Raw genomic sequence first — 14,708 nt, 5'->3', positions numbered from 1 at the left:
GACTTGTGCCGCGCTCCGCGCTACCCTCAACCCGAACAGTCGTGTTCAAGTTAAGGAGCATGTCGTGACTGCAGCGTCGCCCCCGCCCCCGACCGGCGCCCCGCCGGGAGCGGCCGGTCACCCCCTGCGCTGGCCGATCCTGGTGGTGCTGTGCCTGAGCCTGCTGATCGTGGGGCTCGACGTCACCGTACTGAACGTCGCCCTGCCCACGCTGATCAACGAACTCGGCGCATCCACCGGTGAGTTGCAGTGGCTGGTCGACATCTACAGCCTCATGGCGGCCGGGCTGATGCTCTTCGCCGGCAGCCTCGCCGACCGCTACGGCCGCAAGCCGGTCTTCCTCTCGGGCCTGGTCCTCTTCACCGGCGCCTCCGCCGTCGCCGCGTTCGCCGGCAGCACCACCGAGCTCATGATCGCCCGCGGGGTCATGGGGGTCGGCGAAGCCCTGATCATGCCCGCGACGCTCTCCATCATCGGCGTCGTCTTCACCGATCCCAAGGAGCGGATGAAGGCGATCGGCCTCTGGTCCGCGATGATCGGCGTCGGCCTGGCCATGGGCCCGCTGGTCGGCGGCTGGCTGCTCGGGCAGTTCTGGTGGGGTTCCGTCTTCCTGATCAACGTACCCATCGGTGTCCTCGCCCTGGCAGCCGCGCTCAAGATGGTCCCGAACTCCAAGGCCGCCGTCGCCCGACGCCTGGACCTGCCGGGCGCCCTGCTGTCCGTGCTGGGCGTCGGCACCCTCCTCTGGTCGATCATCGAGGGCCCGTCCAAGGGCTGGACCAGCGCGCCCGTGCTGATCGCCTTCGCCGTCGCGGTGCTCCTCCTGATCGCCTTCGTCACCCGCGAGCACACCGCGAAGGAACCCATGCTGCCGCTCGGGATCTTCGCCCACCGGCGGCTGGCCGTCGGCAACATCCTGGTCTTCCTCGGACTGCTCTCCCTGCTCGGGGCGCTGTTCGTGATCGTCCAGTACCTGCAGTTCGTCCTCGGCTACGACGCGGGGGAGACCGGGCTGCGCATCGCACCCACCGCCCTGATCATCCTGCTCGCCGCCCCGCTGGCGTCCGCGCTCGGCCAGAAGGTGGGAACCCGCTGGCTGGCGGCGACCGGCCTCGCGTTCGCCGTGGTCTCGCTGCTGATCCTCGCCACCACCGGCGACGGCGACGGCTACGGCCGGGCGCTGGCCGCGATGCTCTTCCTCGGCTTCGGGGCCGGGTTCATCATCGGCCCGACCAGCGACGCCATCGTGGGCTCCCTCTCCGAGGACGACCTCGGCGTCGGCTCCGCCACCAACAGCGCGGCCGTGCAGCTGGGCGCGGCTCTCGGGGTGGCGGTCCTCGGCAGCCTGCTGGCCGGCACCTACCGCGGTGAGGTGACGGACAGCGGCGTCGCCGCCGGTCTCCCGGACACGGCCCTGGACGCCGCGGGCGACTCCCTCGGCGGCGCCCTCGCCGTCGCCCGGGAGCTGCCGGGCGAGGCGGGGGAGGCGTTCGCCGAGGTGGCGCGGTCCGCCTTCGTCTCCGGGATGGCGCCCTCGATGTTCACCGGCGCCGCCGTCGCCGCCGTCGGCATCGTCGTCTCGGTGCTGCTGTTCCCCAAGGGCAGGGCCGGTGACGCGGGCCCCGCGAAGCTGCCGGAGCAGTCCGACGCCCCGGCCGTCACCGAGCCCGATCCACGGCTCCATGCCTGACCGTACGCGGAACGGGCCCGGCCCCGGGGCACGGCCCGGCACCCGGACCGTCCCCGGAGAGGGTGGCCTACGCTCACACCATGTCCACGCCGCATGAGAAGGTGCGCCGCCCCGGCGGCCGCACCCCAGGAGGAGAGCCGCGCCGACGCGCGGACGCGGAGCGCAGCATCGCGTCCATCGTCGCCGCCGCGCTCGAATGCTTCCGCAAGGACCCCAACGTCAGCCTGTCCGCGGTCGCCGGCGCGGCCGGGGTGAGCCGGGTCACGCTGTACGCGCACTTCCCGTCCCGCGAGGACCTGCTCGACGCCGTGCTGGAGCACTCCGTCGAGCAGGCCGACGCGGCGCTGGGAGCCCATGTGCTCGACGAGGGGCCGGCCGACGAGGCCTTCTCGCTGCTCGTCCGGTCCGGCTGGCGGATCCTCGAACAGCACGCGTTCCTGCTCGCCGCGTCCGAGGGCGTCATCGCCCCGGCCCGACGCCGCAGGCACCACGAGAAGGTCCTCGCCCGGGTGGAGCGGGTCCTGGTCCGGGGCCAGGAGGAGGGCGTGTTCCGCACGGACCTCCCGCTGTCCTGGCTGGTGACCACCTTCTACAGCCTGCTGCACGCCGCGGCGGCCGAGGCCGACGCACGACACCTCAAGGTCAAGGACGTCCCCGACATCCTCGACAGCACCCTGTCGTCGATGTTGCGGACGCCCGCTTCATCCTGACGCTCCGTGGATACGGGGCGTCCCGTCCCGAAACCGGAGCAGCCCATGCACGCCAACGAACAGCTCGTCCGCGTCTGCCTCGCCGCGATCAGCGAGGCGGACGCGGAAGGCTGGCTCGCCTCCTACACCGACGACGCCGTCTCACGGGACGTGCCCCTGGACTCCGTCTGGAGCGGCCGGGCCGAACTGGAGGCGGGGGTACGCTCCTGGCTGGCCGCGATCCCCGAGACCCGGATGGCGGTACGGTCCGTCTTCGCCGACGACCGGTCCGGGGTCTGCGAGTGGACCATGTCGGGCACGCTGGAGGGCGTCCTCGACGGACTGCCCGAGCAACTCGCCGCCCTGGCCAAGGGCAAGCACTTCACGATGCCGGGCGCGACCGTGTACCGGTTCTCGGCGGACGGCCGCATCCAGGAGGAGTCCCTCTACTGGGACCTGGCCGGTGTGCTCGGCCAGTTCGGGCTGCTGCCCCGCCTCTGACCGGGGGCAGGGGGCCACGGCGGCCCTGCCGCAACGACCAGGTTTCTCAACTACCCGCAGGAGATGGTCCCGATCGACACGAACGGAACCCCGCACCACACCCGCCTGGCCGGCGCCCTGAGCGCCGAGGACCCGTCGGTCCGGCTCAAGGCCGCCATGGCGATCGGCTCGGCCCCCGACCCCGCGCTCCTGGAGACGCTGGTCGAGCGGTGCGGGGTCGAACCCGACCTCTTCGTACGGGACACCCTGTCCTGGGCGCTGATGCGGTACGCGCCCGAGGTCACCCTGCCCCGGATCCGCCGGGAGCTCGACTCCGCGTCCGCCCAGGCCCGCAGCCAGGCGATGCACACGCTCTCCAAGATCGGCGACAAGGCCGCGTGGGACTGGATCACGCGCGACATGCTGCACGACGTCGACGACGAGACCGCCCGGACCGCGTGGCGCGTCGCGGTCTCCCTCGTACCCGAAGCCGAGGAGAAGTGGCTGACCGCCGAACTCGTCAAGGAGCTCGGCCGCGGCAACCGCAGTCTGCGGATGAGCCTGAGCCGGGCCCTGGTCGACCTCGGCGACGTGGTCGAGCCCGCCCTGAAGAAGGCCGCGGCCGCGCCCGACCCGGCGGTGGCCGAGCACGCCGCCGCGACCGAACAGCTCCTGCGGAGCAGGCGGGCCGACCTCGAAGCCGCCGCCGAGCGGGCGAAGCGCGTGGCGGCACCCGCCGAGGGCGCCCTGGAGCGCTGAGCGGCGCTCCGCCCGCCGGGTACGCGCCGGCGGCTACCGCCGGGTCCTGCTCGCGAACACCCAGCGGTTGCCCGCCAGCGCGTCGTTCGGCTCGGGCAGCGGGCCGCGCCCGTGCAGACGGGTGAAGTCGAACGGCGTGCGGACCGAGGTGGACCAGCCGTGGTCCGTCAGCCGCCCCGCCGAGTCGGGCCGCGGCTCCCGGTCGAACAGCTCCAGCAGATCGATGCCGATCTGCTGTCTCGTGGCGGTGTAGAGCGGGCTGTCGCGGTACGCCAACAGATCCTTCTCCAGCTTGACCTCGAAGGCCAGCGCGCTGCCCGCGACGCTCAGCCCGTCCACCGTGTCGATCAGATACGTCTCCGCGGCGGGCGGCAGATAGAACAGCAGCCCCTCGACCAGCCAGATGCTCGGCGCGGCCGGATCGAAGCCCGCCCCGGGCAGGGCGCCGGCCCAGTCGTCGCGCAGATCCATCGGGACCGGCACGCGCGCCGCCTTCGGCACGGCCGAAAGGCCGCCGAGCACCTGGTGCTTGAATGCCAGGACCTCCTCCCGGTCGACCTCGAAGACCACACACCCGGGAGGCCAGTCCAGCCGGAACGCCCGGGAGTCCAGCCCCGCCCCGAGCAGGACCACCTGGCGGGCGTTCCCCGCGTGCGCCGAGCGCAGAAGGAAGTCGTCGAGGACCCGCGTCCGCAGCCCGAAGTACCGGGCGAACCTTCCCCACAGCGGATTCGTGTCCCCGTCCGGGACCTCCCGGGGGTGGACCGGCCAGCCCGTGGACGCCGGTGCCGCGCGCACGAAGTGCTCCGCGTAGGCGTCCCGCGCCAGGCTGTCGGGGCGATGTGTCTCGATGGCCCGCGCCGCGGCGACCAGCAGAGCGGTCACCCCGACCCCTCCTGCCACGCCCTCCACACCGGTGTTCCGGTGCGCCGTGTCGACCATGTGCACTCCCTCGGTGTCGGTGAACTTCTTGGGCCCGCCTACGGAACGAGGACCGGTTTCACCACGCGGCCCAGGTCGCAGTCGCGTTCGGCCTCGTTGATATCGGCGAGCGGATACGTACGGATCAGCTGGTCGAAGGGGAAGAGACCGGCCTCCCACAGCCCGGTCAGCCGGGGGATCAGCAGGGCGGGCACCGCGTCGCCCTCGCAGATGTGGGAGATCGTCCGGCCCCGGTCCAGCGTCCCCGGTTCGAGCGGCAGTGCGGTGTGCAGCCGGGCCACCAGCCCGAGACGGCCGGTCGGACGCAGCGCCCGGAGCGCGTCGTTGATCAGCCGCGCGGACCCCGTGGTGTCGAGGGCGAAGCGCGCGCCGCCGTCGGTCAGCCGCCGGATCCGGCCGGGCAGATCGGCCGAGGCGGCGTGCAGCGCGGTGGCGTTGAACTTCTCGGCGAGCGCCAGCCGTTCGGCGTGCAGGTCCACCGCCACGGCGGCCGCCCCGGACGCGGTGGCCGCCATGACCGCCGCCAGCCCCACCGCTCCGGCGCCGAGCACCACGACGGTGTCGCCGGGGCCCGCGCCGAAGGAGTTGAGGACCGCCCCCGCGCCGGTGAGGAAGCCGCAGCCGAGCGGCCCGAGCAGTTCGAGCGGGAGCGAGGCGTCGACCCGTACGGCGTTACGGGCCGGGACCATCGCGTACTCGGCGAACGAGGACTGGCCGAACCACCGGGGCGCCAGCGCGCCACCGGCCGCGTCGGTGAACCGGGAGGCGTGCTCGGACCGGCCGCCGAAGAGGTTGAGCGCGGCGAACCGGTCGCAGTAGGCGGGCGCCGCGCCCAGGCAGCTTCGGCAGTGTCCGCAGGAGTCGAAGCTCAGCACCACCGGGTCGCCCGGGCTCAGACCGGTGTCCGGGCCGCCCGTCTCCACCACCACCCCGGCGCCCTCGTGGCCCAGCACCGCGGGCAGCGGTGAGCGGCCCGCCGAGCGCCGGACGGCGAGATCGGTCCGGCACATGCCGCAGCCCGCGATCCGGACCAGGATCTCCCCGGCGGCCGGACCCGCGTTCAGCATCACCTCCTCGACGGCGAACGGGTCCTCGTACGAGCGCAGTACCGCCGCGCCGAATCTCACCCTCCGGCCTCCCTCGCACCATGGACGACGAACGGTCTGAGGTTCCCGTACAGCCCCCACGGCCCGCCCGCGACGCCGACGCCGCTCTCCTTGATCCCGGCGAACGGCTGGGCGAGGGAGAGTTCGGCGTGGTGGTTGATCCACGCCGTCCCGCACTCCAGCCGGCCGGCCACCTCCTCCGCCCGGTCCAGGTCGGTCCCCCATACCGAGCCGCCGAGACCGAAACGGGTGGCGTTGGCCGCCTCGACGGCCTCGTCGAGACTTCCGTACGGCAGCACCGGCAGGACCGGACCGAACTGCTCCTCCGTCACCACCGGACTGTCGGGCGGGACATCGGCCAGCACGGTCGGGGCGTGGAAGTAGCCCGGCCGGTCCAGCCGGTGACCGCCCGCCACGGCCCGCGCCCCGTCCGCCAGCGCACGGGCCGTGTACCGCTCCACCCGGGCCAGCTGGGCGGCGTTGTTGAGCGGCCCCAGCTCCGTACCCGGGTCGAGACCGGCCCCGACGACCACGGACTTCGCCCGTTCCGCGAGGGCCTCGACCACCCGGGAGTGGAGCCGGGCCGGGGCGTAGACGCGCTTGACCGCCATGCAGACCTGGCCGCAGTTGCGGAACGCCGCCCAGAACAGCCGGTCCGCGATCCGCTCCACCTCCACGTCGTCCAGCAGGATCGCGGCGTCGTTGCCGCCCAGCTCCAGGGTGACCCGGGTCAGACCGGGCGCGGCGCCCGCCGCGACGGCCCGCCCGGTGGGGACCGAACCGGTGAAGGTCACATGGCGGATCCCCGGGTGAGACGCGAGGCGGGCGCCGAGGGGCTCATGACCGGTCACGATGTTCAGCACGCCCTCGGGCAGTGCGGTGGACAGGACGGAGCCCAGCAGCCGGGTGGCCAGCGGTGTGCAGGGCGAGGGCTTGAGCACCACCGTGTTGCCCGCGGCGAGCGCGGGCGCGAACTTCGCCGACGCCAGCTGGAGCGGAAAGTTCCACGGGACGATGGCGGCGACGGGCCCGAGCGACCGCCAGCGGATCTCGCTGTGCCCGGGCCGGCCGTCGGCGATCGTACGGGTCTCGGGGGCGGAGGCGGCGAAGTGGCGCAGGCGGGCCGCCGTGCGGGCGACCTCCGCGTACGACTCGGGCAGCGGTTTCCCCTGCTCACGGGTGAGCAGGGGAGCGAGCCGCTCCCCGGCCGCCTCCACGGCGTCGGCCGCCGCCAGCAGCGCGGTGGCACGGGCGGCCGGGTCGGCCCGCCAGCCCGGCCAGGCCTCGTGAGCCCGGCCGACCACCGCGTCCAGCTCCTCTGCCCGCTGGTCGGGAGCCTCGTCGAAGTCCTCGCCCGTCGCCGGATCGAGGACGGTGAAGTGCCCGCCGCGGGACGCCGGTCCCGGGCGGGGCCGATGCGGGGCCACGCGGGGGATCAGCCCGCTGCCGGGGCGGCCGCGAGCTCCCGGGCGTGCCGGTCCATCTCCGCCCGGAAGGCGGCCACCAACCGGGGCTGGATCCGCCCGGAGTTGCGGTCGCCGCCCTCGCAGACCGCCCCGCGCACCCCCACGATGTCCGTCCCGATCCGGGTCAGTGTGGCGAGATCCTCCGCCTTCACGCTGCCCGCGAGGGCGGCGAGCAGACCGGCCTCGTGGGCCAGCCGGACGAATTCCCCGCACGCTTCCGGCGGCACATGGTCGAACAGCCGGCTGCCGTCCTTGATCGCGGTGTCGAGCATGGCCGCGTCCGAGCCCGAGCGGCGGGCGATGTCGGGCAGCGCCAGCGGGCTGACGCAGCCGATCCGATGGGCGTCGGCGTAGCCCGAGGCGACGACGAACGCGTCCGGCCGGAAGTCCTTCACCGCCCGCACGACTCCGCTCATGACCTCGATGGCCTGGTCGGGCGTCGTGCATCCGTAGAGGCCGACCTTGATGTACGTGGCCCCGGAGACGGCCGCGCCGAGCGCCGCCTGCGCCACCGTGCCGGGCTTGTACGGCACGTCTCCGACGGTGGCGGAGACCGGCTTGTCCGCCGGGACCGCTCCGCGGATCTCCCTGATGACCCAGGGGAAGTTCGCGCCGAGCGAGCCCTCGTCGGGCTTCTTGACATCGACGATGTCAAGGTGTTCCGCCGCCTTCGCGCACGCGAGGGCCTCCTCGACACCGTCCGGGGAGATGAGAAGCAGCAACGTGGATTCCTTCCACCGCGGGTCCACCCACCGGACGGCGGGTGCGCGGATGTGTCGGGATCGTGTGCGGTCGGCTCATCCTCGCCGCGTCACGTGGCCCCCCGGCAGGGCGCGCGGGATGGCGAACGGGGCACTGCGCGGGCCCGCTCACGCCCCCGCGCCGCGCCGTTCACCTTGTGTTCCCCTTGACCGGGCCCGCCGGGAGCATCCAGGAGTCCGGCTCACACGGCTCCAGGGTTGCCGTAGTAGGCCCCCGCCCCGTGTTTACGGGTGAAGTGGCGGTCCAACAGATGCTGAGGCGGCGGCACCGCCCCCAGGGACAGCGTGTGCAGCGCCATCTCCGCGACGGCCTCGCAGATGACGGCGTGCTCCAGCGAGGCATGGGCGTCCGCGCCCCAGGTGAAGGGACCGTGGTGGGCCACCAGGGCGGCCGGCACGGCCCTGGCACGCTCGTCGTCACCTTCGAGCAGCTCCACGATCACCTCGCCGGTGTTGAACTCGTAGTCGACCGCGCACTGTTCGGGGCTGAGCGGCTCGGTGACCGGCACCGGGCCGTCGAAGGTGTCCGCGTGCGTGGTGCCGAGCACCGGGATCGGGCGGCGGGCCTGCGCGAAGGCCACCGCGTGCGGGGAGTGGGTGTGCGTGATCCCGCCGATCGACGGGAAGGCCCGGTAGAGGCTGCGGTGCGTCTCGGTGTCCGTCGAGGGGCGCAGGTCGCCCTCGACCACCCGGCCGTCCTCCAGCGCGACGACGACGAGATGGTCCTCGCCGAGCCGGTCGTAGGGCACTCCCGAGGGCTTGATGACGAACACCCCGGCCTCCCGGTCCACCCCGCTCACATTGCCCCAGGTCAGGGTCGCCAGTCCGGACCGGGGGATGCGCAGGTTGGCGGAGAGGACCTCGCCGCGCAGCGACGCGAAAGCGGAGCGGGACATGGCGGTGCCTCCTGACGGGGACGGGGAAGGAGCCGTTCGGGCGAGGCTGCTCACAGGGCTTCGGCCAGCCGGTGGTAGGCCTGGTTCCAGCGGAGCTCCTGGGCGAACCGGCGTACGGTGGTGTCCGCGTCGATGAAGGCGAGCTCCACGGCGAGCATGTCGGCCAGGTCCTCGAACTCCTCGCGGCCCAGGGCCGTGGTGAGGACCGTGTGGTGCGGCGCGCCGGCGGTCAGCCATGCCTCGGTCGAGGTGCGCAGGTCGGGTTCCGGGCGCCAGACCGCACGGGCCACGGGCAGCAGGGGCAGCGGTTCGGGCGGTCCCACGACATCGATGCGGTTGGCGACCAGCCGGAAGCGCGACCCCATGTCGGCCAGCCCGATGACGACTCCGGGGGCGGGGGCCGCGTCGAACACGAGGCGGACCGGGTCCTCGCGTCCGCCGATGCTCAGCGGGTGGATCTCGCAGGAGGGCGTCGTCGAGGCGAGGGACGGGCACACCTCCAGCATGTGGGCCCCGAGGATGAGGCCGCGCTCCGGGGCGAGGTCGTAGGTGTAGTCCTCCATGAAGGAGGTGCCTCCCGGCAGCCCGTACGCCATGGCCTTCGTGGCGCGCAGCAGCGCCGAGGTCTTCCAGTCGCCCTCGCCGCCGAAGCCGTAGCCGTCGGCCATGAGGCGCTGGACGGCCAGACCGGGCAACTGCCGCAGGCCGCCCAGGTCTTCGAAGTTGGTGGTGAAGGCGCTGAAGCCGCCGGCGGTGAGAAAGCCGCGCAGTCCGGCCTCGATCCGGGCCGCGTACCGCAGCGACGCGTGGCGCTCTCCGCCGGGGCGCAGCTCGGGGGCGAGCGCGTAGCTGTCCGCGTACTCCTCGGTGAGCGCCAGGACGGTGTCGTCGCCGACGGCGTCCACGGCTTCCACCAACTCGTTGACGCCGTAGGTGTTGACGGACGTGCCGAACCTGAACTGGGCCTCGACCTTGTCCCCTTCGGTGACCGCGACATCGCGCATGTTGTCCCCGAAGCGGGCGAGGCGCAGGCGCGCGAACTCGGCCCGGCCGACGGCGGCACGCGTCCAGGCGGCGATGCGGTGGGCCGTGTCCGGCGAGGAGACATGTCCCGTGACGGTCTTGCGGGCGACGCCGAGACGGGACTGGATGTGGCCGAACTCGCGGTCGCCGTGGGCCGCTTGGTTCAGATTCATGAAGTCCATGTCGATCGTGGACCAGGGGAGACCGCGGTTGGCCTGGGTGTGGAGGTGCAGGAGGGGCTTCCGCAGGGAGCCGAGGCCGCCGATCCACATCTTGGCCGGGGAGAAGGTGTGCATCCAGGCGATGACGCCGATGCAGCGGTCGTCCGCCTCGGCGTCCAGACACATCCGGCGGATCGCGTCCGCCTCCGTCAGAACGGGCTTCCACACGATCCGCGCGGCCGCTCCGGTGGCGGCCCCGGCGGCGACCGTTTCGCATATCTGCTGTGACTGGGCGGCCACTTGGGCGAGGGTCTCCTCGCCGTAGAGTGACTGACTGCCCGTCAGGAACCACACTTCGCTGTCGGCGGGGACGAGGGGCATGGCGGGTACTCCTTGGTCGTGGTGCGGGTGCGGGTGCAGCGGACTGTGCGGCGCGTCCGGGTCAGGGGGCGGCCCGGTGGGCCCTGGCCCGGTTGCGGAGCCTGCGCAGCCGGTGCAGCAGGAGGTCGTCGCCGGTGCCGAAGTGGTCGTGCAGCGCGCGGTATTCGGCGAACAGTTCGTCGTAGACGTCGGCGTTGTCCGGGTCGGGGAGATACGCGTTCCGCTCGATGCCGCCCATGCGGGCGGCGGCCGCGCGGACGTCCGGGTACGCCCCGGCCGCCACCGCCGCGTGGATCGCCGAGCCGAGCGCGGGGCCCTGGTCGGAGGTGGCGAGCGACACGGGACGGCGCAGGACGTCGGCGTAGATCCGCATGAGCAGCGGGTTCTTCTTGAGCCCGCCCGCCGCGATGAACTCCGTGACGGGCACCCCGTGCCGTTCCAGGGCCTCGACGATGACGCGGGTGCCGAAGGCGGTCGCCTCCAGCAGGGCGCGGTAGACGTCCTCGGGGCGGGTGTCGAGCGTGAGGCCCACCAGCACGCCGGAGAGGTGGTGGTCGACCAGCGTGGAGCGGTTGCCGTTCATCCAGTCCAGCGCGATCAGACCGTGCGCCCCGACCGGCTGCTCGGCGCTGAGCCGGGACAGCCGCTCGTGCAGGTCCTCTCCCGCGGCCTCGGCGGCGGCGCGGTAGTCCTCGGGCACACCCTGCCGCAGCCACCAGGCGAAGATGTCGCCCACCCCGCTCTGCCCCGCCTCGTAGCCGTACGCGCCCGCCACGATGCCGCCGTCGACCACCCCGCAGACCCCGGGGACGTCGGCCAGCTCGTCGCTGTTGACGACATGGCAGGTGGAGGTGCCCATGATGGCGAGCAGACGGCCGTTCTCCACCGCGCCGGCCGCGGGGGCCGTGACATGGGCGTCGACGTTGCCCACCGCGACCGGCGTTCCCGGCCTGAGCCCGGTCAGGGCCGCGGCTTCGGCGGTCACGGTTCCGGCGCACGAGCCGAGCGGCAGCAGCGGGTGTTCCAGCCGGGTGGCGGGGAAGTCGGCGAAGTCCGGGTGGAGCCCGGCGAGATACGCGGGCGAGGGGTAGGCGCCGTCCTGGTGGATGCCCTTGTAGCCCGCGGTGCAGGAGTTGCGCGACTCGGTGCCGGTCAGCTGCCAGACGATCCAGTCGGCCGCCTCGATCCAGCGGGCGCAGGCGGCGTACACGCGCGGATCCTCTTCGAGCATCTGAAGGGCCTTCGCGTACTGCCACTCCGCGGAGATCCGGCCGCCGTAGCGGCTGATCCAGGGCTCGCCCCGCTCGTGCGCCAGGGCGTTGATGCGGTCGGCCTGGTCCTGGGCGGCGTGGTGCTTCCAGAGTTTCGGCCACGCGTGGGGGCGGTCCGCCCAGGCGGGCTGCTCGGCCAGCGGAACGCCGTCCGCCGTGGTCGGCAGCACCGTGCAGGCGGTGAAGTCGGTGCCGATGCCGATGACCTGGGCGGGATCGACATCCGCCGCCGCGAGCGCCTCCGGTACGGCGGTACGCAGCGCCTCCCGCCAGTCACGCGGATCCTGGAGCGCCCAGTCGGGGGGCAGGGGGGTGTCCGAGCCCGGCAGGCTCCGGTCGATGACGCCGTTGCGGTAGGTGTGCACGGCGGATCCGAGTTCCGCGCCGTCGCGGACGCGCACCACCACGGCGCGTGCCGAGAGGGTGCCGAAGTCGACGCCGATCGCGCAGGCGTCGGGCGCACGGTCGAGGGGGCTGCCGGGAGGATCGGGCTGTGGGGTCACGAGCGAGACTCTCTGCTGCGGGAGTGGGTGCGGGGGAGCGCCGCCGCCCCTGATTGTTAGCGCTAACAATCGATGGAGGCAAGAGGCCCGGGCTTTCGGAGTGGCGTGGGACCGGGGCTTTTCGGGGCGGCGGCCGGCTCAGGCGCCGTCCTGCGAGCGGGTGCTCGCGCGGACGATGAGCTGCGGTTCCACCACGATGTGCTCGACCCCGGCCGCGGTGCCCTCGATGTGCTCCAGCAGCAGTTGGATGCTCCGGCGGCCGATGGCCGTGAAGTCCTGGCGCACGGTGGTCAGCGGGGGAGGGAAGAACCCCGCCTCCGGAATGTCGTCGAAACCCGCGACGGCCACCTGCCGCGGGGTGCGGATGCCCGCCTCCCGCAGGGCGCGCAGCACCCCGAGCGCCATCTGGTCGTTGGCGACGAAGGCCGCCGTGACCGGGGCCGAGCCGCGCCGGGCCAGGGTCAGCCCCGCCAGTTCCTGCCCCGCGTGGTAGCCGGACAGGGGGCTCCAGTCGCCCCGCAGCACGCGCGGCGGGCGGATCCCGTGCTCCTCCAGGACGGCGCGCCAGCCCTCGGTGCGCGCGGCGCTCTCCAGCCAGTCCTCGGGGCCGGCCACGTGCCAGACGGTCTCGTGGCCGGCGGCGAGCAGATGCTCGGTGACGAGCCGGGCGCCCAGCTCCTGGTCGAGGGAGACGCCGGGGACGTCGAGCCCGTGGCTGCCCTCCACGGTGACCACGGGAAAGGGCGGGGTCAGCCGTGCGAGGGCCTGCACGCTCGAACGCTGGGGGGTGATGACGACGGCGCCCTCGACGCCCCAGGCCGCCAGATGGTCCAGAGCGTCCTCCAGGGCGTGGCCGCCGCCGCTGCGCAGGGTGACGGTCGAGACCAGGTAGCCCTCGTCGCGCGCGGCTTCCTGGAGTCCGGCGAGCGTGCTCGCGGGTCCGTAGAGCGTCGGGTCGACCGCGATGACGCCGAGGGTGCGTGAACGCCGGGTGACCAGGGCGCGGGCCGCGGAGTTGCGGCGGTAGCCGAGCCGTTCGATGGCGGCCGTCACCTGCTCCCGGGTGGTGGCCCGGACGTTGGGGTGGCCGCTGAGCACCCGGGAGACGGTCTGGTGGGAGACCCCGGCCTCCCGGGCGACATCCGCCATCGTCGGTGGGCGGACGGCCTCGGTGGGGCGGGTCATGCCTTGCTTCCTCCGGACGACGGCCGCGGCCCGGCCGCGGGGTGCTCCGCGAGGGCGACGGGCCCACCTCGAATTCGAGAAACAGCTTAACGCCTCTTGCCCCCGACATGTGTGAGCGCTAACAATCCAGTGGCTGGTGAGCGGTTCCCCTGTCGACGGCGCCCGCGCCGCGACAGCGGGCGCCCTCCCGCTGTCGCCCCTGCCTCCAGAGCCGCCCCAACGACGGGAATGCCAGGTAACGACCATGACGAACCGACGACATGCTCTTCCGCTCCTCGCCGCCGCGACCGCGTGCGCCCTGCTGCTGACCGCCTGCGGCCAGAACAGCGAGGGCGGAAGCCGTGAGAAGTCCGGCGACGACGCCCGAACCATCGGCATCGCGATGCCGACCAAATCGTCCGAGCGCTGGATAGCCGACGGCCGGAACATGACGGCGAGCCTGAAGAAGGCCGGCTTCCGGACCACCCTCCAGTACGGCGAGGACGACCCCGACCAGCAGGTCTCCCAGATCGAGAACATGATCACCCAGGGCGTGGACGCCCTGGTCATCGCCGCGATCAACGGCGAGGCCCTCTCCAACGTGCTCCAGCAGGCCGCCGACGCCGACATCCCCGTGATCTCCTACGACCGGCTGATCCTCGGCTCTCCCCACGTCGACTACTACGCCTCGTTCGACAACGAGAAGGTCGGAGAGCTCCAGGCGGGCTACATCGTCGACAAGCTCGGCCTGAAGGAGCAGCCGGACAAGGGCCCCTTCAACATCGAGCTGTTCGCGGGCTCGAACGACGACAACAACACCAAGTACTTCTTCAACGGCGCCATGAAGGTGCTGAAGCCCTACGTCGACGACAAACGCCTCGTCGTCCGCTCCGGGCAGACCCGCCTCAACCAGGTCACCACCCTGCGCTGGGACGGCGGCACCGCCCAGAAGCGGATGGACGACCTCCTCACCTCCACGTACTCCAGCGCCCGGGTCGACGCGGTTCTCTCGCCGTACGACGGCATCTCCATCGGCATCCTGTCGGCCCTCAAGTCCGACGACTACGGCAGCACCGCCAAGCCCCTGCCGGTGGTCACCGGCCAGGACGCGGAGGCGGCCTCGGTGAAGTCGATCATCGCGGGCGAGCAGACCCAGACCGTCTACAAGGACACCCGCGCCCTCGCCCAGGTGGCGTCCGACATGGTCGGAGCGGTCCTGGACGGGAAGAAGCCCGAGACCAACGACACCACGACCTACGACAACGGGAAGAAGGTCGTACCGGCCCACCTGCTGCCGCCGGTCAGCGTCGACAGGAGCAACTACCAGTCCGTGCTCGTGGACTCCGGCTACCTGAAGGCCGAGGACCTGCGGTGACGGAGGAAGCCCCGGAGGCCGGCGGCGTCCCGGAACAGGGC

General features: G+C 72.8%; 13 protein-coding genes. 5 read left to right on the top strand and 8 right to left on the bottom strand.

From position 1 onward, the window contains the following. The first annotated feature begins 64 nt into the window (after window positions 1-64). The 4 genes from KV381_RS03165 (at window position 65) to KV381_RS03150 (ending at window position 3,618) form a co-directional block, all read left to right on the top strand. Window positions 65-1,690: a DHA2 family efflux MFS transporter permease subunit gene (locus KV381_RS03165; protein ID WP_218784412.1), complete on the top strand. Its 1,626-nt coding sequence runs from the start codon at window positions 65-67 to the stop codon at window positions 1,688-1,690. A gap of 80 nt (window positions 1,691-1,770) precedes the next feature. Further along, window positions 1,771-2,400 carry a TetR/AcrR family transcriptional regulator gene (locus KV381_RS03160; protein ID WP_063751847.1) on the top strand — a complete coding sequence of 210 codons (630 nt, stop codon included), beginning with the start codon at window positions 1,771-1,773 and terminating at the stop codon, window positions 2,398-2,400. A 45-nt stretch (window positions 2,401-2,445) separates the two neighbouring features. Beyond that, window positions 2,446-2,880 (top strand): ester cyclase, encoded by a 435-nt coding sequence (locus tag KV381_RS03155; protein WP_030081555.1) that lies wholly within the window; start codon window positions 2,446-2,448, stop codon window positions 2,878-2,880. A gap of 63 nt (window positions 2,881-2,943) precedes the next feature. Beyond that, on the top strand, window positions 2,944-3,618 hold the full coding sequence (locus KV381_RS03150; protein ID WP_193463653.1) for a HEAT repeat domain-containing protein: 675 nt from the start codon (window positions 2,944-2,946) through the stop codon (window positions 3,616-3,618). A 33-nt stretch (window positions 3,619-3,651) separates the two neighbouring features. Here KV381_RS03150 and KV381_RS03145 read toward each other — a convergent pair whose 3' ends face one another. The 8 genes from KV381_RS03145 to KV381_RS03110 form a co-directional block, all read right to left on the bottom strand. Beyond that, window positions 3,652-4,560, bottom strand: a complete 909-nt coding sequence (locus KV381_RS03145; RefSeq protein ID WP_218784411.1) for a class I SAM-dependent methyltransferase — start codon at window positions 4,558-4,560, stop codon at window positions 3,652-3,654. 38 nt (window positions 4,561-4,598) lie between these two features. Next, complete coding sequence (locus KV381_RS03140) at window positions 4,599-5,687, bottom strand: NAD(P)-dependent alcohol dehydrogenase (protein ID WP_030629392.1); 1,089 nt, start codon at window positions 5,685-5,687, stop codon at window positions 4,599-4,601. Continuing rightward, entirely contained in the window at window positions 5,684-7,093 is a 1,410-nt protein-coding gene (locus KV381_RS03135; protein WP_218784410.1) for an aldehyde dehydrogenase family protein, read from the bottom strand. The genes KV381_RS03140 and KV381_RS03135 overlap by 4 nt, the downstream gene beginning before the upstream one ends. 8 nt (window positions 7,094-7,101) lie before the next feature. Then, entirely contained in the window at window positions 7,102-7,854 is a 753-nt protein-coding gene (locus KV381_RS03130) for a (5-formylfuran-3-yl)methyl phosphate synthase (protein WP_030081565.1), read from the bottom strand. 221 nt (window positions 7,855-8,075) lie between these two features. Then, a complete protein-coding gene (gene araD / locus KV381_RS03125; protein WP_086779741.1) occupies window positions 8,076-8,789 on the bottom strand; it encodes an L-ribulose-5-phosphate 4-epimerase AraD in 714 nt (237 codons plus the stop codon). 50 nt (window positions 8,790-8,839) lie between these two features. Then, window positions 8,840-10,354 (bottom strand): L-arabinose isomerase, encoded by a 1,515-nt coding sequence (gene araA / locus KV381_RS03120; RefSeq protein WP_103537702.1) that lies wholly within the window; start codon window positions 10,352-10,354, stop codon window positions 8,840-8,842. Between the two features lie 61 nt (window positions 10,355-10,415). Then, window positions 10,416-12,128, bottom strand: a complete 1,713-nt coding sequence (gene araB / locus KV381_RS03115) for a ribulokinase (RefSeq protein ID WP_218784409.1) — start codon at window positions 12,126-12,128, stop codon at window positions 10,416-10,418. A 138-nt stretch (window positions 12,129-12,266) separates the two neighbouring features. Further along, complete coding sequence (locus KV381_RS03110; RefSeq protein WP_030081570.1) at window positions 12,267-13,313, bottom strand: LacI family DNA-binding transcriptional regulator; 1,047 nt, start codon at window positions 13,311-13,313, stop codon at window positions 12,267-12,269. Between the two features lie 244 nt (window positions 13,314-13,557). Between KV381_RS03110 and chvE the strand changes: the two genes are divergently transcribed. After that, window positions 13,558-14,667 (top strand): multiple monosaccharide ABC transporter substrate-binding protein, encoded by a 1,110-nt coding sequence (chvE, locus tag KV381_RS03105; RefSeq protein ID WP_030081571.1) that lies wholly within the window; start codon window positions 13,558-13,560, stop codon window positions 14,665-14,667. Window positions 14,668-14,708: the final 41 nt, after the last annotated feature.

The sequence above is a fragment of the Streptomyces sp. WY228 genome (assembly GCF_019287315.1).
GTDB classification, from domain to species: domain Bacteria; phylum Actinomycetota; class Actinomycetes; order Streptomycetales; family Streptomycetaceae; genus Streptomyces; species Streptomyces caviscabies.
The sequence above is the reverse complement of the archived record's forward strand: the minus strand, read 5'-3'. Positions and strand labels throughout refer to the sequence as shown.

What these genes read in the sequence shown, in the direction of transcription:
- KV381_RS03150 (WP_193463653.1), top strand. Translation starts at nt 2,944, where the DNA reads ATGGTCCCGATCGACACGAACGGAACCCCGCACCACACCCGCCTGGCC.
- chvE (WP_030081571.1), top strand. Translation starts at nt 13,558, where the DNA reads ATGACGAACCGACGACATGCTCTTCCGCTCCTCGCCGCCGCGACCGCG.
- KV381_RS03155 (WP_030081555.1), top strand. Translation starts at nt 2,446, where the DNA reads ATGCACGCCAACGAACAGCTCGTCCGCGTCTGCCTCGCCGCGATCAGC.
- araD (WP_086779741.1), bottom strand. Translation starts at nt 8,789, where the DNA reads ATGTCCCGCTCCGCTTTCGCGTCGCTGCGCGGCGAGGTCCTCTCCGCC.
- KV381_RS03160 (WP_063751847.1), top strand. Translation starts at nt 1,771, where the DNA reads ATGTCCACGCCGCATGAGAAGGTGCGCCGCCCCGGCGGCCGCACCCCA.
- KV381_RS03110 (WP_030081570.1), bottom strand. Translation starts at nt 13,313, where the DNA reads ATGACCCGCCCCACCGAGGCCGTCCGCCCACCGACGATGGCGGATGTC.
- KV381_RS03145 (WP_218784411.1), bottom strand. Translation starts at nt 4,560, where the DNA reads ATGGTCGACACGGCGCACCGGAACACCGGTGTGGAGGGCGTGGCAGGA.
- araA (WP_103537702.1), bottom strand. Translation starts at nt 10,354, where the DNA reads ATGCCCCTCGTCCCCGCCGACAGCGAAGTGTGGTTCCTGACGGGCAGT.